General features: G+C 66.4%; 16 protein-coding genes. 4 read left to right on the forward strand and 12 right to left on the reverse strand.

The window, feature by feature from the left end:
• Entirely contained in the window at window positions 1-1,281 is a 1,281-nt protein-coding gene (locus QF819_08445) for an SLC13 family permease (protein ID MDP6803188.1), read from the reverse strand.
• Window positions 1,282-1,402: 121 nt separating this feature from the next.
• Here QF819_08445 and QF819_08450 point away from each other — a divergent pair, with 121 nt between their 5' ends.
• The 3 genes from QF819_08450 (at window position 1,403) to QF819_08460 (ending at window position 7,194) form a co-directional block, all read left to right on the forward strand.
• On the forward strand, window positions 1,403-4,246 hold the full coding sequence (locus QF819_08450) for a hypothetical protein (protein MDP6803189.1): 2,844 nt from the start codon (window positions 1,403-1,405) through the stop codon (window positions 4,244-4,246).
• 96 nt (window positions 4,247-4,342) lie between these two features.
• On the forward strand, window positions 4,343-5,161 hold the full coding sequence (gene proC, locus QF819_08455) for a pyrroline-5-carboxylate reductase (protein MDP6803190.1): 819 nt from the start codon (window positions 4,343-4,345) through the stop codon (window positions 5,159-5,161).
• Window positions 5,161-7,194 carry a hypothetical protein gene (locus QF819_08460; protein ID MDP6803191.1) on the forward strand — a complete coding sequence of 678 codons (2,034 nt, stop codon included), beginning with the start codon at window positions 5,161-5,163 and terminating at the stop codon, window positions 7,192-7,194. The genes proC and QF819_08460 overlap by 1 nt, the downstream gene beginning before the upstream one ends.
• Window positions 7,195-7,302: 108 nt before the next feature.
• On the opposite strand, the gene QF819_08465 is transcribed toward QF819_08460, so the two are convergent.
• Window positions 7,303-7,707, reverse strand: coding sequence for an HTH domain-containing protein (locus tag QF819_08465; protein ID MDP6803192.1), 405 nt, complete (start codon window positions 7,705-7,707; stop codon window positions 7,303-7,305).
• Between the two features lie 669 nt (window positions 7,708-8,376).
• On the opposite strand from QF819_08465, the gene QF819_08470 reads away from it, so the two are divergent.
• Entirely contained in the window at window positions 8,377-9,348 is a 972-nt protein-coding gene (locus QF819_08470; GenBank protein MDP6803193.1) for a CPBP family intramembrane metalloprotease, read from the forward strand.
• 57 nt (window positions 9,349-9,405) lie between these two features.
• Here the strand turns inward: QF819_08470 and pyrE are convergent, their stop codons facing one another.
• The 10 genes from pyrE to QF819_08520 form a co-directional block, all read right to left on the reverse strand.
• Window positions 9,406-9,993: an orotate phosphoribosyltransferase gene (gene pyrE / locus QF819_08475; protein MDP6803194.1), complete on the reverse strand. Its 588-nt coding sequence runs from the start codon at window positions 9,991-9,993 to the stop codon at window positions 9,406-9,408.
• Entirely contained in the window at window positions 9,993-10,739 is a 747-nt protein-coding gene (gene pyrF / locus QF819_08480) for an orotidine-5'-phosphate decarboxylase (GenBank protein ID MDP6803195.1), read from the reverse strand. Before pyrF ends, pyrE begins: the two co-directional genes overlap by 1 nt.
• Window positions 10,736-11,725: a dihydroorotate dehydrogenase gene (locus QF819_08485; protein ID MDP6803196.1), complete on the reverse strand. Its 990-nt coding sequence runs from the start codon at window positions 11,723-11,725 to the stop codon at window positions 10,736-10,738. Before QF819_08485 ends, pyrF begins: the two co-directional genes overlap by 4 nt.
• The gene (locus tag QF819_08490; GenBank protein MDP6803197.1) at window positions 11,722-12,519 is read right to left on the reverse strand and encodes a dihydroorotate dehydrogenase electron transfer subunit; all 798 of its coding nucleotides are present in this window, start codon (window positions 12,517-12,519) and stop codon (window positions 11,722-11,724) included. Before QF819_08490 ends, QF819_08485 begins: the two co-directional genes overlap by 4 nt.
• A 10-nt stretch (window positions 12,520-12,529) precedes the next feature.
• Entirely contained in the window at window positions 12,530-14,377 is a 1,848-nt protein-coding gene (locus QF819_08495) for a tetratricopeptide repeat protein (GenBank protein ID MDP6803198.1), read from the reverse strand.
• A 26-nt stretch (window positions 14,378-14,403) separates the two neighbouring features.
• Window positions 14,404-15,723: a dihydroorotase gene (locus tag QF819_08500; GenBank protein MDP6803199.1), complete on the reverse strand. Its 1,320-nt coding sequence runs from the start codon at window positions 15,721-15,723 to the stop codon at window positions 14,404-14,406.
• On the reverse strand, window positions 15,720-16,649 hold the full coding sequence (locus QF819_08505; protein ID MDP6803200.1) for an aspartate carbamoyltransferase catalytic subunit: 930 nt from the start codon (window positions 16,647-16,649) through the stop codon (window positions 15,720-15,722). Before QF819_08505 ends, QF819_08500 begins: the two co-directional genes overlap by 4 nt.
• Window positions 16,646-17,266, reverse strand: a complete 621-nt coding sequence (gene pyrR / locus QF819_08510; protein MDP6803201.1) for a bifunctional pyr operon transcriptional regulator/uracil phosphoribosyltransferase PyrR — start codon at window positions 17,264-17,266, stop codon at window positions 16,646-16,648. The genes QF819_08505 and pyrR overlap by 4 nt, the downstream gene beginning before the upstream one ends.
• 383 nt (window positions 17,267-17,649) lie before the next feature.
• Window positions 17,650-20,043, reverse strand: a complete 2,394-nt coding sequence (locus tag QF819_08515; GenBank protein MDP6803202.1) for a sigma 54-interacting transcriptional regulator — start codon at window positions 20,041-20,043, stop codon at window positions 17,650-17,652.
• Window positions 20,028-20,336, reverse strand: coding sequence for a hypothetical protein (locus tag QF819_08520; GenBank protein ID MDP6803203.1), 309 nt, complete (start codon window positions 20,334-20,336; stop codon window positions 20,028-20,030). Before QF819_08520 ends, QF819_08515 begins: the two co-directional genes overlap by 16 nt.
• Window positions 20,337-20,492: the final 156 nt, after the last annotated feature.

Below are 20,492 nucleotides of genomic sequence, written 5' to 3' on the forward strand. Positions count from 1 at the left end.
TCAACCCAGGTTCCATGCCCACGCCAGGAAGACCGCGCCTGCCAGCGTGGCCGCCAGCGTGAAGGGAAGCCCGATCTTCAGAAACTCCCAGGTGGACACCGGCGAACCCTCCTTGCGGAGAAGACCGACCGCCACGACATTGGCCGACGCTCCAAACGGCGTGATATTCCCGCCGAGACTGGCACCGAGGAGCATCCCGAACACGAGGGGGGTGGCCGAGGAGATGCTCGCCGAGGCGGCCACCTCCTGCACGACCGGGATCATGGCGGTGATGTAGGGAATGTTGTCCACAAGCGCGGAGAACACGACCGACACCGAGACGAGCGACGCATAGATTCCCATCGGGTCGCTTCCGACGACGCGCAGGAAGAGTCCGGCGAAGTCCCGCACCAGTCCCGTCTCCACGAGCGCCTCCACCAGTATGAAGACGCCGATCAGGAAGACGGTGGTGTTCCAGTCAAAACCTCCCAGAACGCGACGGGCGGTGCCCCGGGACCGGACCTCCTCGCGAAGAAGCACCAGAAGCGCCGTACCCACGCAGAGTGTCCCGCCGAGCCACCGGAAGCCCGGGTCGAACTTCGGCGAGAGCGCCAGCAGCACAATGAGCACACCCATTGCCCACGAGGGGGTCCTCGTGCTCACCTGCGGCGGATCGATGTACTCGACAGGGTTCCGAAATCTGCGAAAGAGCAGCCACAGCACAGCCGTCCCCGCCACCGCCCCCGCCTGCACAGCCCAGAAGATGGACAGATGCCCGTCCATCCAGAAGAAGTCGTTGAAGTCCATCTTCAAGAATGCGGCCAGGATCATGCTGGGCGGGTCCCCGATCAGTGTGCCCGCCCCCTGGAGGTTGGACGACACCGCAATCCCCACGAGAAACGGAACGGGAGACGCGCCCACGCGCCGGGCAATCTGAATCGCCACCGGCGCCACGATGAGGACGGTCGCGACATTCTCCACGAAGATCGAGACAAACCCGGCGAACACGCACACAAGCAGGATGGCCCGGCCGACATTCTTCGACCGGTCGATGAGAATGTCCGCAATCCGGAGCGGCATTCCGGACTCCGTAAACATCTCGGCCAGAAGCAGAACCCCGGCGAAGATCCCGATCACATTCCAGGAAACGGCCCGCGCGGCGACTGCGGGAGCGAGAACGCCGCTCGCGAGAATCACGAGAACCCCGGCGGAGAGGATCTCGGTACGCCGCCTCTTGAAGAGGATGAGCCCCGCGTACACAAGAACGAAGACGACAAGGGTGAGTGTGCGGTGGGTGTCCATGGTTCCTTCGCGCGGGGTAGACGGCCGTTGCGGATCAGAGCCGACAAGCTATCACGGACATCCGAACTCGACCACCCCGGCCGGTTGAACACCCCGGGTGCCGTCAGGTACTCTCTACGCCATGAAACGGAACGCGTTGGCCCGGCCTTTTCTTCTAGCAACTTCCGTGCTTCTTCTGGCCGCGGCCGGGAGCATGCCTCGCGCTGCGCCGGTTCATACGACATGGCTCTGGCATATGCATCAGCCGATCTACTGGCCGGAGCGAAGTGTGTGGAACGGGTCCGCCCACGAGTTCGCGCACGAGACCATCACGCTCGGGCACAGCCAGAACGATGTCTTCTCCATCTTTGACAAGGACGACCGCGTTCACGCCTATCAGGATTACCCGCGAACCGCCATCTCCTCCGTACTGGACCTTCCGGACGCGGGCGCACAGGTCTCCTTCGCGGGGTCACTGATCGGGAACATCCGCAGCCTCGCGGCAGCCGGGTGGAACGGCGGACGCTACGCGTGGAACTGGAGCCAACCCTATCGAGATGCCCACGGCTGGACCACCAGCGGCGGGCGGTCGCGGTTGGATCTCGTTCTGGTGGCATACCATCACTCGATCAACCCGTTGGTTGATGAGGCCGTGTTCCGACGGATGATCCAGGCGCAGAAGGCCGTCTCCCCGGGTGCGTGGGGAGACCCCGCAGTCTCCGCGGGGTTCTTCCCGGCGGAGATGTGCTTCAGCGAACGCATGATCCCGGTGCTGGCGTCCGAGGGGATCGCGTGGTCGATCGTGCCGGACATCCACATCGCGCGCGCCTGCGCGGACTATCCGTATGACGCCGGGCAGGACCAGTGCGACCCTCCGAACCTCGCCGATCAGTGGAACCCGGCGCAGGGGTTCTACAACCCGCAGACCATCAGTCGCGGGGTGACCGTGAAGGTGCCGCCCTCCTACGGCCTGCGGCCCCACCGGGCGGAGTTCGTGGATCCGGAAACGGGCATCGTCTCGTCCATCGTGGTGGTGCCCGCGTCCAACGCGATGGGATGGAACGAAGGCTACGGACTCTACGGCACGGGCGAAGTCGATGCGGTCGCTCCCTACAATGACCCCGCGCACCCGACGCTGGTGCTCTTTGCGCACGACGGCGACAACGCCTGGGCGGGCGGGTACTCCTACTACAACGAGAATGTGACGCAGTTCGCACACGCGGCCGCCGCTTCCGGCTACGAACCGACGACCGTGGCCGAGTATCTCGCGGATCATCCGGTGGCCGCGGACGATGTGGTGCATGTCGAAGACGGCGGCTGGGTGAACGCGGACGGGGACTTCGGGTCGCCGCAGTTCATCAACTGGAACTGGCCGCTGGTGGATGCCGCCGGGTTCTTCGACATCCCGAACGGGTGGGCCGAGGATGAGCGCAACTGGGCGGTCCTGACCGCCGCGGTGAATCGCGTGCTGACCGCAGAGGAGGTGACGGGGCCGCCGGACATCGACCGCGTCGTGGATCCGACTCTCCCGGGGACAACGGATATCGACAAGGCGTGGCACTTCCTGCTGGCCGGACACGAGAGCGGCTACATGTACTACGGAACGGCGCTCGACATGGAGGTCAAGCCGACTCTGGCGGCCAACCGCGCCATGGAACACGCGGCGGCGGCCATGGCCGGAGGCGCCGATCTCACCGGCCCGACCGTCTGGATCCCGCAGCGCCTCCCGTGGAACCCGGGCGGCAAGGGCGGCGGGGCTCTGTGGGGCTATCCCTCCGGCGAAGGCGCGGACATGACCTCCGGGTTCCATGTCTGGACTTTCGTGGATGACCTTTCCGGGGTCGCCGAGGTGTCGCTCCTTCTGCGGGAAGACCTCGACGGCGCCAACTCTCCCGCGTCCACCGACAACGAAACCCATGCGGGTGGCCCCGAGGTTGGCGCGTGGCAGGCCTTTGCCATGACGCAGCGCGACTTCCCGGCCGGAAATGTTCACAACGACCCGGGGATCGACTTCTTCGTCATGCCGAACGCGATTGCGGACGAGTACTGGTTCCATGTCTCCGGATTCTCGGACGCGTTGCTCGACTATCGCGTGGAGGCGGTGGACAGCCTGGGGAACCGATCGCGAAGCCCCATTCAGCATGTCTATGTCGGAACGGGCGGGACGGGTGGACACGGGTACACTCTGGATGGACAACCCGACCCGGGCATGACGCCGGCGGCCAGTTGCGCGGGGGTCGATCTCTACGCGGAATACGACGGTCGATACCTCTATCTGGCGGCGCCCGGCGTCTCGCAGACGACGGGGGTGGACCACTTCCTGATGGTCGCCCGGGAGGAAACCGCCGGCACCCGGTCCGCCCCGTGGGCGAAGGCGGGAACCGCGGCACGGTGGGATCTCTACCTCGGGAATGAGAACGACAACGACTGGAGCGGGTGGTTCGACGCCAACGAAAACCTGACTTCCTCCGGCGTGTCGCACGCCGCCGGGTCGTACCTGGAGGGCGTGGTGGACACGGAAACGGCATGGGGCAGCGCGCCGACCTCCCTGCGCGTCTGTTTCGCGGCCTACGCCAGCGCGGACGGCGGGTCGCTCGACTCCCAGACACCCTGCGGCAATGGGGACGGTGACCTGCCCGCACCCGAATGGATCGTCGTTCAGCCGGGAGTGACCGCCGCGCTTCCAGGTGACCCGGCATCCGCCCCGGCGGGTGCGCTCACGCTTCGCGTGCTTTCCGGCACGCCCTCCCGCGGGTCGATCCGCGTCCAGGTGTCCTTTGCGGAATCCCCGGGCACGAATCGTCCCGACCTTTCGGCCGATCTGGTGGATGTCTCCGGGCGAATCGTGGAACCGTTGCATCGGGGACCGACCGCTCCTGACATCGTGCTGGAAGCCGGGAGCGGGCACCTTCCTTCCGGAGTGTACTTCGTGCGAGCGTTCGCTGGGGGCATGGCCGCGACGGCGAAAATCGTGCTGGTCCGCTAGGCCCCGGCGGAGCGTTCCCGACTTGTGACCGCCCCGGCACAAGGGTACGATGCGGGGCGATTCTCCTGTCCAAGAGCCCTTTCTCTGGAGTCACCCATGTCCAACCCCTCCGTGATTGCCATCCTCGGCGCCGGGAATATCGGCTGCGCGATCGCTCGCGGTCTGGTCGCCAGCGGGAGCTTCCCGGCCGCGGACATCCGTCTGACGAGGCGCAATGCGGATCGCCTTGCGGATTTCGCGGCGGCGGGATTCCCGACACTTTCTGACAATCTGGAAGCCATCCGAGGCGCGAATGTCGTGATCGCGGCGGTCGAGCCGCAACAGTTGGACTCGCTCCTGGAGGAGATCGCTCCGGCGCTGGATCCCGCCCGACAGGTACTCGTCTCGGTCGTGTCCGATGCATCCATCGCCCGGATCCGGGAAGCCACCCGGGGGGGCGTCCCCGTGGTCCGTGCCATGCCGAACACGGCGGTCGGCATCGGGGAGTCGATGACCTGTCTGTCCGCGAATGAGGATTCGGAGGATGCGCTGAAGATGGCACAATCGCTCTTCGACGCGGTGGGCACGACGCTTGTGATCGCGGAGAGCCGGATGGGCTCGGCGACTGCGCTGTGCGCGTGTGGAATCGCCTTCTTCCTGCGTGCGGTGCGTGCGGCTTCCCAGGGCGGGATCGAGATCGGATTCCATGCCGACGAAGCCCTGGCCATGGCCGCGCAGACGGCCCGGGGCGCTGCATCGCTTCTTCGGGATCGGGCGGGGCACCCGGAGAGTGAGATCGACCGCGTCACCACGCCACGCGGTTGCACGATCTCGGGGCTGAACGAGATGGAGCATCGCGGATTCAGTTCCGCCATGATTCGGGGAATCGTCACCTCTGCCGAGAAGGCCGGATCGCTGTACCCGGAGAGGGACTGATGACAAACACTCGCACCGCGTTTCTTCTCGTGCTTCTGCTGGGGGCGGCATCGGCCATCAGCCTTCACTCCGATGGCGCCATGAACGGGGCCGACGCCCTCGGCGTGGCGGCAGCCCGTGGACGATGCGTCACCACCTCCCCGCCCGCCGCACTCACCGCATGGACCACCGGATCGCTGGCCGCAGTCGGCCGCCTTGCGGCGCCGGACGCAGGGATCTTCCCGCTGGTGCATCTGGCGTCCGGGCTTCTTCTCGCGCTCGCCGCGGCACTGGCGGCTCGGCTTGCGGCGCGGTTCGTGCCCCACCCCACCGCAGCTCTGGCCGTCGGGATTGCCGTGGGCGGCGCGCTCCTCTTTGGTGGAGACACCGGACGCCTCGGGCTGCAGGCGGGCCCCACTTCACTTCTTCTGCTGCTGCTCACGGGTTCGGCGTCCGCGTTTCTGGCCGAGCGACCCCGCCCTGTACTCGGCGCCTTGCTCTTGGGGGCGGCCCTCGCGGAGTATCCGTGGGTCCTCGTGCTGCTGCCCGCATTCGGAGCCATGGCGATGGGCGGCACCCTCCGGCGACCGGTGGAGGAGGGCACTCGCCACCTCGCGGGCGCGGCGGGCGGGTTGATGGCGGGGTTCGCCTCTGTGTTCCTCCCGCTCGCGTTTGCGGCCGGTGAGCCGCTCGTGCTTTTCGGGAATGCGCACAGCCCCGCCGACGCGCTCGCCATCTGGTGGGGACGACCGGCGGCGGACTTCCGCTTTGCGGGGCCGGGGTCGTGGCCCGGCGGCCTCGTGGAGATTCTCCGTGCTCTGTGGCGCGGGTTGGGTCCGCTGGGGATTGCGCTGGCAGTCCTCGGCAAGTGGAGCCTCTTTCGCGGCGAGACGCACCGCCTTCGCCCATTTCTTCTCGCGGGCGGAATGTGCGCACTCGCCCTTCTCTTCGGCGATCCAGGGCACCCCGGCGTTCTTCGCGCCCTGACTGCATGGTCCGGCCTGTTCCTTCTCGCCCCGGCGGCGGCCACGCTGGTTCGTCGCTTCTCTGCGAACCCGGATTCCCGTCTCGCACACCATCTCCCCCCTGCCGTGGCCATCGCGATGTGCGGAACACTCCTGGCCACCCAGTTTCATCACCTGGATGGCCGCGTGGAGCCGGGGGTCGAGTGGGCGGAGGACTCGTTTCTCCATGTTCCGGAAGACGCACTCCTGTTGACGACCAACCCGATCCACCTCGCACTGGCGGCAGACGGCCTCCGACCCGACCTCGATGTCATCCACGCGGATCGCCCCTCCACGCTCCGCGCAAACCGCAGCGGGCGTCCTGTCCATGCCCCCCCGATCCGAACCGGACGCGTGTTGAAGCCGTCATTCCTTCACGAGTTGATCGGGTTGAACGGGGGAGTCCGGCCCATTGCGATGGATCCGTCGCTCTATTTCCGCCCGAGTACCTGGACGGAAGTTCTCGGGAATCGCTGGGCGGCACTCCCCTGGGGTGTCGGCTTCACGATCCATCCCGCGGCCGACCCGATTGACCCGGAATACCCGCAGAAGGCGTCCGCTCTTTGGGCAGCCCGATCGGCGGCTCCCGACAGACCCCGCCCCTCCTCGCTGCGAAGCGGCCTCAGCATCCGCGAGTATCACGCCAGGAGTGCGCTCCAGCACGGATCGATTTATCAGCAGCGAAACCTCCCGAGGTCCGCAGAGCAGTCCTACATGATGGCCATCAGCCTCGAGGCCTACCACCCGACTCTCTGCGCCTTCAAGCTCGCCGGCCTCTTTCACGAGGAGAGAATGCTGGAGTCTGCCCTGACCGTGCTCGAAGGCCGAATCCACGACGAGGAGCCGGAAGCGTGGAGGGCGCACAAGCTCCGCGCCAGCCTGCTCTTGAAACTCGACCGGCGCGAGGAAGGGGTGGCCGCCATGCGGCACGCCATGTCGACGCTGCCGCCGGACAACACGACGGAGAGGGCGGTGATGGAGAGGGTGGTGAAGGTGGCGCGGTCCGGCGGCGCCCTTCCGGGCCGCGGGGCAGAACCACTGGCCCGTTGACGGGGCATTGCGACAAAGGCGATCTGGCCAGTGGGTGATCAGGCATGGCCGTGCTGACGGGTGGTGACGGACAGGCCCGGTGGCCTCCCGTCACCACCACGGCACCGCTTACTGGTAGCGGCTCTTCAGCCCATAGACACCTGGTTCGTGGCGCTTCAGACGCTTGTCCCGGAGGATGGTGATGGCCACGGTCGACAGGAAGTTACTGCTCTTCGTCCGGTAGCGGCCTTCCTCCTCCAGAGTCTGGGCAATATCCTTGTAGTGCATGGGCTTCTTCTTTTCGCGAAGAAGATCCACGATGGCGTCCTTGACGGTAGTGTCGTTCAGGCGACGGGCATTCGGCCGTCTGGCTCCCGCCGGGATGGTCTTCCGCCGACGCTGACCCGCCGGTCGATGGAAATAAAGTCCCTCCTGGACTTCATCCACTTCCGCCTGAAGAACCGACAGTCGCCTCTTCAGTTCGTCTCGACGATCGCGGGCCTTCTGCTGCCTCGCTGAAACATCCTGTGCCATATTTCCCGACCTTTCTGGGGGGCTCAAAAGATGCATCCTGCAGATCCGGCACGACTCTATTCGGGAGTCGACTCATCTCGCAGGAAGGGATGGCGCCTGACAATGGAGCGCACAAGCCCGTTTTCACTAGCACACGGGTTGCACAATAAACCGGTTTTGTGAAAAGGGAAAGTGGAAAAGGCCAGAGGGTGACCAGAAGACACCCTGAGGTTTCCTCTTCCGGGGGGCCGGGAAACCGGGGGCGGGGTGCGGTGCCGGGGAGGACGAAAGACTCGAAATACCGGCAGTCCACAGCCCGAAACCCCCGAGTTTCCCCATCTCGAAGACTGGAGAGCCACTCCGGGCGATTCTCCCCCGGCAAGAGGCGTGGGCGGAAGCACCTTCCGGAGAGGAAGCCTCGGGCGCCCCCATTGCACCCTTGGCCTTTTGGAGGGAACCATCCTCCTGTGCTCGCCGCCCCGCCCTCACCGGGAGGTGCAAGGCCACCCCCGCCATTCGCAGGAAACGGGCCACCGGTGCGGGAAACGCCAGGCTGGGAGATTCCTGCAAATCAGAGTAGATTCGCGCCGATCCTCGCGAGGGACGCGCGTCGCGGGGGGCATGGCCGTGCAGTGTGTGCGGAACCGAAGCACACGGCTGATCTCCACCTGAACAACCGCGGGGGTTGCTTTGACACCGGACGAGCCACGCGACCCCATCCCGGGGCCGGAGTTCTTCGAGAGGGTGATGTTCGGCGCACGCGGGCTTGCGTTTGTGGTCCTCGCGTTTCTGGTGCCGGTCGTCATCCGGGAGATGGTCGGTGTCCTTCTGCCGGGAGGCGGATTCGCGGGGCTCCTTCGCGGGGACCCGGGGCCGCCCATCGTGCCGGTGGCGGTGGTCGCCGGAAGCGTGGGGCTGTCGGCGGCGGTCGTCCTTGCCTACAACCGGCTGGAGAAGCGGGGCGAAGGCCGCGCCGCCCGGCAAGCGGGTCACCGTCCGTTTCTGCGCCTGAGTGCTCGTTGGTGTCGCGAATGGGTGATGGGGTTCGCGGGCGGTGGAGGCACGGCACTGGTCGTCGTGGGGGCCTGCGCCGCCGCCGGAGGATTCCGCATCACGGGGTTCTCTGCGCCCGGCACAGGCGTTGGGGGCTTCCTCGCGGTACTGGCCGCGCTGGCCTTGGAAGCAGCCCGCGAGGAGATGGCATTCCGCGGCCCCGGCCAGCGGGATCTTGCTCGCGCCGTGAACTTCCCCTTCGCGGCAGTCTGGCTTTCGGGATCGTTCGCGCTGATCCACCTCGCCGACCCCGGGTCGCCCGGCCGCATGGGGACCTTCGGCGTCTTCCTCGCGGCGATGGCATTGGCGGGGCTTGTCCACTCTCGGGGAGATCTCGCAATGGCCTGCGGTGCCCACGCCGGATGGAACGCATTCGTCGCGCAGGTCTGTTCCGTGCCGGTCAGCGGAACGCCGGTCGCCGCGCGATTGCTTGCCGTCGAGGCCGGCCCCTCCCGGCTGTGGAACGGGGGAGACTTCGGGCCGGAGGGAAGCCTGCCGGGAATCCTCGTGTTCGGGGTGTTCGGCTGGTGGATCTGGAAGCAGGCGGGGCGAAGGGCGCGCCTCCCCGCTCCCCGCAATCAGGACGACACGCACGCGCCTCGTCCATGACCAGGGTCTGCGGGCCCCGAAAGCCCGACGGCGGAATACCCACGATCGCCCCGGAACTCAGGCGGAAGACGCCCCCGTCACGGGGCGGCTCCCGGGCTTTTCAACGGGGATGTTCGCAGCGCAGGCGGGACATTCAGACGGATCCCAGGCTTTCACATCGAGCGACAGGAGCGCATGGAACGGAACGCCGAGCGCGGCGCGACCGGCGCTCCGGTCCACCAGCGCACCCACGGCCACGACCTCCGCACCCGAAGCGTGCAGCACGGCCATGGTCTCTCGCGTGGACTTCCCGGTGGTGACCACATCTTCCACAATCGCGATCCGCTCCCCGGGCGACACCCCGAACCCGCGGCGCAGCGCCATCTTTCCATCCGCGCGTTCGGTGAAAATCCCGCGGGCGCCCATGACGCGCGCCACTTCCCATCCCAGGACCACACCACCCAACGCGGGACCGACAATCGTCTCCGGTTCGGATTCGCGAAGCCGGGACGCCAGCGATCTCGCGAGTTCATCCGCACGCTCGGGATACTGAAGCACCAGCGCGGACTGGAAGTAGGTGTCGGAGTGCAGGCCGCTGGACAGATGGAAGTGCCCCGTGCGAAGTGCGCCCGTCTCCTCGAACGCACGGAGGATGTCCGATTCCATCACGACGCCACCTCCTCGAAGAACGAGCGGATCGACCGGAGTGCCTCGCGCGGGTTCTCCGAACGCGTGACCCCCCGCCCCACGACCAGTACATCCGCGCCCGACGCCACCGCCTCGGCAGGCGTGACCGTGCGCGCCTGGTCGGCGGACCCGCTCCCGGGCATCGTGATCCCGGGGGTCACGACCCATGCGTCAGGCCCCCCCGCGCTTCGCAGGATGGACGCTTCGCGCGCCGACCCCACCAGCCCGTGGGCCCCGGCTTCGATCGCCAGTCGCGCAAGGCGGCCGACCGCACCCGCCACGGTCTCTTCGTCCGGAGAGGCGGAGGCTCGCCACGCCGCAAGATCCAGACTGGTGAGCACCGTGACCGCAAGCACGGATGTTCCGCGCCCTGCGGCATCCGCCGCCGTCGCGGCTTCCTCCACCATGGCGGCACCTCCGGATGCGTGAACCGTGAGATAGCGAACGCCTTCGGCCGCGGCGTGGGCGGCGGCACGGGCAACAACGCTGGGGATATCGTGCAGTTTCAGGTCGAGAAACACACCCACGCCGGAATCCTGAAGAGCGCGCACCAGCGGCATCCCTTCCCGCACAAAGAGCGCCGGACCCAGCTTGACGAGTCCCGCGTCGTCTCCCAGTGCGTCGCGCATGGCCAGCGCTTCGGCTCCCGTGGCAACATCCAGCGCCACCGCGATGCGTTCCGCCGGCGCAAGGTGCGCGCCGGGCCCGGTCGTCCGGTCACTCATGTTCGTCCTCCGCTTCCCAGCAAGTCGCCACCTTCCAGCGCACCCGTCACTTCCCGGATGGATGCATGCCCGTGTCGCGTGCAGTATTCCGAAAGGCCCGCGATGATCCGTCCCATGGCGCCCGGATCGGTGAAGAGGGCCGTCCCCACCTGCACCGCCGATGCCCCCGCGAGCAGGAACTCCAGCGCGTCTTCCGCGGAAGCAATCCCGCCGATCCCGATCACGGGAATCCCGACCGCGCGATGCACGCGATGGACCATCGCCACCGCAACCGGCCGGATCGCGGGGCCGGACAGCCCGCCCGTTCCCATCGCCAGTTTCGGGCGCTTCCGCTCTACATCGATCGCCATGCCGATCAGCGTGTTGATCAGCGACACGGCATCCGCCCCGCCCGCTTCCGCCCCTTCGGCCACCGCCGCCGGATCCGCATTCGGGGTGAGTTTCGCCACGAGAAACGCGCTCGTCTCCGCACGACACCGGCGGAGGATTCCTTCCACCGCGCCGGGGTCCGCGCCGAAGGTGCGCCCACCTTCTTTCACATTCGGGCAGGAGAGGTTGATCTCGATCGCGGGGACAGTACCCACGGCTTCCGCCTTCGCGCAAAGTTCCGCGTATTCCTCCGGCGTTCCCCCGGCCACCGAGAGCACAGCCGCGCACGGTTCCGCGGATGCGGCCACCCACTCGTGGCGAAGGAAGCGGTCGATTCCGGGATTCTCGAGACCGATCGAGTTCAGCATTCCCGAAGGCGTTTCAGCCACGCGCGGGTGCGGGTTGCCGCGACGGGGGTGAAGCGTCACGCTCTTCGTCACGAACCCGCCAAGAAGCGCATTGTCGATCAGTCCGTGGTAGTCGCCACCCGAACCGAAGGCGCCGCTTGCTGCCAACACGGGGTTCCGCAAGCGCAGCGATCCGAGCCGGATCTCCAGTGGCGAAAGCGCCTTCGGCCCGCCCGTCGCGGGCGTTGGTGCCGTATTCGTGTCACTCATGCGCCCACCTTCTCCCATACGATCTCCGCCGCGTCGAACACCGGCCCCTCCCGGCAAACGCGCCAGGGCAGCGCCTCCGGGTCCGGCCCACTGACCACCGCGCACGCACGGCACGCGCCCACACCGCACGCCATGTGCGCCTCCATCGATACCTGAAGGTCAATCCCCTGCGGCACGCAGACAGCGGCACACGCGCGAAGCATGGGTGCGGGGCCGGCCGCATACACGACGACCCCTCCCGCGGAGGCACCGTCGGACCGCGCAGTTGCCAGCCGGTCGCGCAGAAGGTCGACCACGCTCCCCGCGAACCCCTCGGAACCGTCGTCGGTGGCGTGCAACCAGTCGAGACCCGCGACGGCGTCGCCAAGATCGGCGGCGAAGAGTTCCCCCACAGACCGGGCTCCGAAGAGCGCCTCCATGGGCGCGGCGCATCCCGAGGCGCGCAGCCCTTCCGCCAGAGCGAGAAGCGGCGCAATCCCCAGGCCGCCTCCGACAAGAAGCACGGATTCCGCATCGGTCGGGAGGGCGAACGGGCGACCCAGCGGACCGAGCGTGTCGAGTGCATCGCCGGGGCGTCGATCGCGCAGCCAGCGGGTTCCCTCACCGACCACGCGGTAGATGAGCGTGAGTTCGCGATCGCGGATCCGCGCAATACTGAACGGGCGGCGCAGCACACGCGCTCCGCTGCCCGTGGCCAGATGAACAAACTGGCCGGGAAGACAGTCCCGCGCGATGCCCGGGCTTTCGAACGACAGCGCGTACACATTCGCCGCCAGTTCGCTGGTGCGGGTCACGAGTCCTTGCTCAGTCTGCGGTGGACGGATCAACCGGCTGCCTCCTTCCGCCCAGACGCGCATCCGGATCAAACGACTGCGAACGGGCCTTTCCGGGTTCGGGTGGCGGGAGAGTGGCGTCTTCGCGGGGCAGCGTGGCCTTGAGCGAGTCCTTCGCTGCGCCTGTCCCGCCCGCCTTTGCCTTCGGGCCGAAGACATATCGAAGCACGGTGATCGGCGCTCCCCCTTCATCCGGAGGAAGAAACCGCGTCCCGGTGGCCGCCTCCACCGAGGCCGCGTCGCAATCCTCTCCGCCGGAACGCACCACCTTCGTCTCCGCCGGGCTCCCGTCCTCATCGATCCACACGCGCACCCATACCACGGCTTCCGGGTCCCCCTCGGGGAACTGCGCCTCCCGTGGCTCCGCGCGCTCGACGACGATGTCCACCGGTGTCGACTCTTCTCCCTCCGGCCTGACGAAGGAAACGCGGGGAACATCCAGCACGCGAGCCCGCCAGATCGGGAATCCGAAACGACCCCGAGCCGCGTCCGCGACATCCGTGCCCGAGTAGTGGTTTGCCAGCAAGTACAACAGGACTTCCGCCGTGTCGGGTTGGTCCAGGCGGTACTCATGAATCCACGCGGTGGAGTAGAGAGCCTTGCCGCCCCACAGCGTGCCCGGCGCATCTTCCGCCAGCGCCGCGTATTCTGTCAGCGCGCGGTCTACATCTCCGATGCTCTCCAAGTACTCTTCCGCCAGAAGGAACCGGTTCCGCAACCGCTCCGGGTCCTCTTCCGCAAGCCCCCCGATGGTGTTCTGCAGATCCATCACGCGCTGAATCCTCGTCCGCCGCTCCGATGCTTCGCGCCAGGCGGGGTGGCCCGTCCCCTGCTCCTTCACCTTCTCGTACGCCTCCAGCGCGGCCTCCAGGTCCCCGGATTCGTCCACCATCTCCGCCAGCGCCAGTTGCGCGGCGGCTGCGGCTTCGCGCCGAGCCATCTCCTCCAGAATGCCCTCGTAGATGGAGATCGCCTCGTCCTCCTCGCCCAGCGCGCGACACACTTCGGCTTTGCGAAGCAGTGCCTTCCCGCGCCTCTTTTCGTCGAAGGAGCCGTGCGCAATCTCGTCGAAGGCGGAGCGCGCGCGCTTCAGTTCTCCCATCGCGATGAGTGCGTCTCCCCTGCGCATTCCAGCCCGGAAGCGATCGCGCACAATCTGCGCGTCATCCCATACGCGCTTGAAGAAGCCGGCCGCATCGGTCGCACTGCTGTCTTCCATCGCCATCTCGCCGAGCGCAAGCCCCGCCTCCGCAAACCAGTCCGACTCCGCGTGGTGTTCCACGACTTCAAGGTATGCTCCGTGTGCGGCTTCGCGATCTCCCTGCTCGAACTGGACTCGGCCGAGAAAGTACGCGGCATCCCCGCGCAACCGGTCGCCATCCGACACTTCGACCAGCATCTTCTCCAGCGACGCCACAGCCTCCGCGTATTCGCGTGCCTCCAGGTGCGTCCGCCCGAGCATGAGCAGCGCTTCCGGCACCAGTTCCGAGTCTGGAAAAAAAACGAGGATCTCGCGGCACTTGCGGACCGCTGCCGAGTAGTCCGACTTCTCGAAGCTGACACGCGCCATCAGGAGAAGGGCGTCGTCCACCCACTTGCTCTCAGGGTAGAACTTCACGACTCGCGCGGCGCGTTCAAAGGACTCTTCGTAGAGGTTGATCTCCTGCCGCCCGATCTCCTCGCGTTCCTCATCCGCGTTGCGCTTGATCTCCTGTGCTTCGTCGAACTTCTTCCGCGCATTGTAGAGCGTGTTGTAGTACGCACACCCCGATCCCGCCACGACAGCGAGCATCGCAGCCAGAGTGATGAATCGGCGCACAGCCGTGCGGTGCGAAAGTAGCGTTCTCAGACCGAGGTCTCCTCCTGCACCGTGATGCGCGAAAGGGCGTCCGGGTGCGCGTGGGTCGTCTCCCCTCCGAGAAGGGTGAGAACCGCGCGCCCCACAAGTGCGCGGTCGATGAAAGGCGTGTTTCGCGCCTTCGACCGGAGGTCCGCCTGCGACACCGTCCACTTCTCCTGGGGATCGATCAACACAATGTCGGCTACCGCCCCGACGGAGAGCGTCCCTGCGTCGATCCCCAAGATCTGCGACGGAATGATCGACATCTTGGCAATCACCTCCGGAAGCGTCATGTGGCCACCGGCGACGAGTTCGGTCACCGCCAGACCCAGCGCAGTCTCCAGCCCGATGATGCCGAACGGCGCGCGGTCGAACTCAACCAACTTCTCACGGTCCGCGTGCGGGGCGTGATCCGTCGCGATGGCATCGAGCGTCCCGTCCGCCAGTCCTTCGATGATGGCCGAGCGATCTTCCGGCGTTCGGAGAGGCGGACTCATCTTCGTGGACGCATCATACCCTTCGACCGCCTCATCGGTCAGCGTGAAGTGGTGCGGTGCCGCTTCCGCCGTGACGCGAACGCCACGCCGCTTCGCCTGGCGGAGAATCTCCACCGACCCGGCCGTCGAGACATGGCAGACATGCAACCGGCCGCCGGTCATCTCCGCAAGCCGGATGTCGCGCTCGGTCCCGATTTCCTCCGCGGCGGCGGGCATCCCGGGAATCCCGAGGAGCGTGCTCATCCGGCCTTCATTCATATGGCCGCCCGCGGAAAGATCCCGGTCTTCCGAATGCGAGAGGATTGCGCGGGAAGTCAGACGCGAATACTCCAGCGCGCGGCGCATGACGCGCGAACTGCCGACCGGATCGCCGTCGTCGGAGAAGCCGACCGCGCCCGCACGCTCCAGAAGGACCATTTCCGTCAGGTCTTTGCCCGCACGGCCTCGCGTGATTGCCGCAATCGGGTGGACACGGCACAACCCCACCTCTGCCGCACGCGAGAGCACGGCCGCAATGGAAGGTTCGTCGTCCAGCGCGGGATTCGTGTTCGGCATGCACGCCACCGAAGTGAAACCGCCCGCCGCCGCGGCCGCGGAACCGCTCGCGATGTCCTCCTTGTACTCGTATCCCGGCTCCCGCAGATGCACATGCATGTCCACAAGGCCGGGCGCGACCGTAAGGCCCACCGCATCGATCTCCCGGACTCCGTCGGCCGCGATCCCCGGTTCCACTGCCGCAATCCTGCCGTCCTCCAGGAGAACATCCGCCACCTCATCCCTTCCTGAGGAAGGGTCCACTACACGCCCGCCCCGAATGAGCGTTTTCAATTCGCACCTCCCGCACCGGACAAGAGATAGAGAACGGCCATTCTCACGGCGACGCCATTCGACACCTGCCGGAGAATCGTGTCCGCGTGAAGTTCGGCAACCTCGTGCGAGATCTCCGTGCCGCGATTCATGGGGCCCGGGTGAAGCACCGTGATGCCGTCGGGAATGTCCGCGAGCTTGGCTTCGCTGATTCCGAAGTGGTCGGCGTATTCCCGGATACCGGGAATGAGCGGTTCCGCCTGTCGCTCAAACTGAATGCGCAGGACATTGACGGCATCCGCGTCCCGCAACGCGGCGCGAACATCGGTCGTGGCCGTGACGCCGAGAGATTCCACTTCGGGAGGAAGCATCGTCGGCGGGCCGCAGACCGTCACGCGTGCGCCGAGTTTCGTCAGCAGGAAGATATTCGAGCGCGCCACGCGGCTGTGCGAAATGTCGCCAAGGATCACCACGCGCAGGCCCTCGATCTTCCCGAGGGTCTCGCGCAGGGTGAATGCGTCGAGAAGCGCCTGGGTCGGGTGTTCGTGGAGCCCGTCACCCGCATTGACGACCCGAGCACGCACCTGTCGGTCGAGAAAGTGACACGCGCCCGAACTTCCGTGCCGCATGACGATGATGTCGACATTCATGGCCTCGATGTTCTGCGCGGTGTCGCGGAGCGTTTCGCCCTTCGCCACCGAAGATCCCGACGCGGAGAAGTTCAGCACATCCGCCGACAGCCGCTTTTCCGCCAGTTCAAAACTGGAGCGGGTCCGCGTGGAGTTCTCGAAGAAGAGATTCGCGATGGTCGTGCCGCGCAACGCGGGGACCTTCTTCACGGAACGATCCAGTACTTCCCGAAACGACTCCGCCGAGTCGAGAATCTCGACGATCTCTTCCGGCGCGAGTTCGCGAATGCCCAGAAGGGACTTGCGCTCAGCGATCACCGGGGACCCTCCTCCAGTTCGCATACAACCACGGAGTCGGTGCCGTCCGTTTCCGTGAACTGCACCTTGATGACTTCCTTCCGGGAAGTCGGGACATTCTTCCCGACGAAGTCTGCACGGATTGGAAGTTCCCGATGTCCGCGGTCGATCAGCACCGCAAGCTGGATGCTCCTCGGGCGGCCGAAGTCGATGATCTCGTCCATGGCGGCGCGGATGGTGCGCCCGGTGTAGAGCACATCGTCCACAAGGACAACATGCCGGTCCACGATCGAGACGGGGAGTTCCGTCGCGCGAACGATCGGTTGCTTGGCGACGGTGTGGAGGTCGTCGCGGTAGAGCGTGATGTCCAACACTCCCATCGGAATGTCCACGCCCTCGATCTGCCGCATCCGCTCGGCGACGCGCACGGCCATCGTCTCTCCGCGTGTCCGGATTCCCGCGATCACGATTCCCTCCGGACCCGCGTTCCGTTCGATGATCTCGTGGGAGATACGGGTGATCGCCCGGCGGATGTCGCTCTCGTCCATGATGCGTGCCTTCTCCACCAATGGGACGCACGGGGGCGTTGCGGCATCCGGTTCGGGTACGGGGGGGGTGGTCGGGGTCGTTTCACTCATGGGCGAAGCCTCCTGAAAGCCGCAGCGGACTCGGATGCACAGGGCGGATTGGGCACAGAAAAGCACCGCGGTCGCCACGGACCGGGCGCGAAGTGTCGAGGGGGATCCCGGCGCGTGAACGCGGGGTCATGTCGGCCCGCTCTCGCGAGGACGGGCGGATGCTCTTTCGCGGCGTCATTTCAACCCTTCCCGGCCTCTCTGGACCGGATTAAAGGCGGAATCCTGCCGAAGTCGGGAGCGACAATAGGGGACGCGGGGGGGGTGAGTCAAGGGGGTGCGGCGCCGGGGTGGAGCAAGCGGATCCGGTCGCGGTGCCGGGATCACGACGCGGAACCCGTCGAACCGGAAGGCGCCGGGCGCCCTCAGCAGGCGCCGATCACCCGTTACGCGATGTCCAGCCTCCTCATCCGATCGCGGAGTCCCTTTCGGGAGATGCCCAGTGAGCAAGCGGCCTTCGCCTTCACCCCATCGCACCGGGCGATGGCGTTGACGATCTCTCGACGCTCCACTTCCTGCATCCGCTCCTGAAGCGATGCCGCCGGGCCACTCGGCCCGTCCCCGGGAACCGGCGCGTCTCCGCGAAGTTCCCGTGGCAGGTGCTTCGCGCAGATCTCGCCCTCCGACCTCGCGTAGAACGCGGCGCTCTCCAGCGTGTTCCGCAATTCCCGCACATTTCCCGGCCAGCGATGGGCGCGCAGGAGAGTCCGTGCCTCGGAAGAGAGGCGGATCGGGTCGACGCTCCATTCCCGGGCCACCGAGCCGAGGAAGTGATCCACAAGAAGATCCACATCTCCCGGGCGTTCGCGCAACGGCGGCAACCGCAAGCGGAACCCGCTCAGCCGGTAGTAGAGGTCCGGCAGGAAGCGGCCCTCCTCGGCCAGAACGCGAGTGTCGTTGTTCGCCGCGCAGAGAATGCGGGCCTTGATGGGGACGGGCTCAATCGACCCCACGGGGCGAACCTCGCGCTCCTCAATCACGCGCAGGAGTTTCGACTGAAACTCCAGGCCCGCCTTGGCGATCTCGTCGAGCAGCACGGTGCCGGTCTCCGTGGCAGGCAGGATCCCCGGATGGTCGGCATTCGCCCCGGTGAAAGACCCCCTCTTGTGGCCGAAGAGCTCGCTCTCCAGAAGGTGCTCGGGGATGGCTGCGCAGTTGACCGCGATGAACGGCAACCCGGCTCGCCACCCGCCCAGATGCAGAATACGGGCAAGGAGTTCCTTGCCCGTTCCCGTTTCTCCCTCGATGAGGACGGTGTAGTCCTCGTCTGCCAGCGCCTGCGCCAGAGCGGCCGCCTCCCGGACTGACGGATCTCCGGTCACCAGCGCGGGCGCGTCTCCGGTTCTCTTTCGCCGCCTTGGAGGGGGGTCCCCTCCGGGCGGTCCGGGCAGTCCGAACTCCTTCAGGAGGCGCTCGGTATCCTCCAGATCTCTCAGTGCGCCGACTTCCGCAAAGATGCGGCGTGCCTCGAAAAGGTGGCCCACGATCCGGACGCGCGCCTCCTCGCCATCGTCGGCGGGCAGGACCTCCGTCGCGGCCAGGTGGGTCCGGCCCAGTTCGTAGGGGGTGCCGATCCGCCGGAACACCTCGACCGCCTTGTCCAACTCCACGGACGCCTCGGCAGTTCGTCCCGACTTCGCGAGAATCCGCGCGAGGGTGCGCCGTGCGTTGCCACACTCCCGCCGGTCAAAGTGCTTCCCGGCAAGGTCCAGAGCGCGACGCGCAGAGGCTTCCGCATCCGCAAGATCGCCTCGCGTCATCTGCACCAGAGCAATCCTCCAGGCCAGTTCGTAGACAAGATCCCCGTCGAGCTGGAAACTGTCCGCAAGCTCCATGCCTGTCCGGTAGTGCTCGGCGGCCTTCTCCATGTCCCCCGCAAGCCGCGCCAGATCCCCCAGTTCCTCGTACGCAAGCACGATCCCCCGGGGGTGCGAGCAGTTCTCCGCAAGTTCCAGCGCCTCGGCCGCATGATTGAGAGCGGTGTCCCAGTCTCCCTTGCGAGTGTGTACGCGAGAGAAGGCAATGTGGACGGAAGAGATGTCCGTGGACGACTCAAGCCGCCGGTAGATGCCAAGTGCCTCTTTGAGGAGGTCGCCCGCCCGATCCCCGCGGCCCCGGTAAAGCTCCACCAAGCCAAACTGCCACGCCGCATGGGCCCCCAGTTTCTCCTCTCCGAGTGCGCGATAGACCTTGAGCGATTCTTCCAGATGCTCTGCCGCCGTATCCAGATTCCCCGCCTGCCTGTGAAGGAGTCCCAGGGCTGAAATCCCCAACGCCTCTTCAGACGGTGTGCCGCCACGCCTCGCAAACGCCACGGACTCCTGGTACAGCGATCGCGCTGCAGCGTGGTTCCCCAAGCGCCGCTCCGCATAACCCATCCACCGAAGAACTCGGCTCATCTCCGCGTGTTCAGTGGTGGGAGCCAGTTCCGAACGGGCCTGTTCACACTGACGAAGACACTCCTTGTAGTCTCCCAGGAAGAACTGTGTCCATCCGGACAGCGCGTGAATCCTGGCGGTCGCGGAAATGGACACTCCGTCCAGCTCCTCCAGAGCATCCTCCAGAACGGCATTGGCTCTCCTGTTATCACCTTGTTGGTGCAGGCACCATGCGAGGTTCCACAAGAGTTCGGCGCGCCGCTCCCGGTCGTTTTCGTCGGCGGTCAGAAGAGCCGCGGAGAACTCTTCCTGAGCCTCGGCATACATATGCGCCGCCAGAAGTGCGTCTCCACGACAAGGGGTTCCCGTTTGTTTCATCTGCCGCTCTACCAGGCGATCCATGACCACCTCCCGAGAAGCAGAATGCCGCGAAGAACGATGCCCCGACCCCAAGTCTCCCTGGACTCCCTGGACTCCTTTACCATCGGCGGGAGGGTTGCCCGACGATCGGCGGCGGCGGATTCGGGGATGGAAACCTCTCCCTGACTCCAGTGCGCGATAGCCGGACTGTCTGGATCCCCGTCGATCACGATCTCTTCCGTGACTCTCATGATGCTCACATTGGCGAACGCGGGCGCCGCCACCATCGCCCAAAGGAGCAGGGCGCCAACCCCCGTCAGGGCTACTCGTCTCATGTCACGCAACCTCGCCGTTAAGTTTGAGGTGGTGGATTCCGGGAAGATACGCGCTGTTGGAACAGTTCTTTCCGTAGATCCACTCACGCAATGTCCAGCCTCCTCATCCGATCGCGGAGTCCCTTTCGAGAGATGCCGAGCGAACGCGCAGCCTCC

The sequence above is a fragment of the Gemmatimonadota bacterium genome, assembly GCA_030747075.1.
In the GTDB taxonomy this organism is placed as follows: Bacteria; ARS69; ARS69; order ARS69; family ARS69; genus ARS69.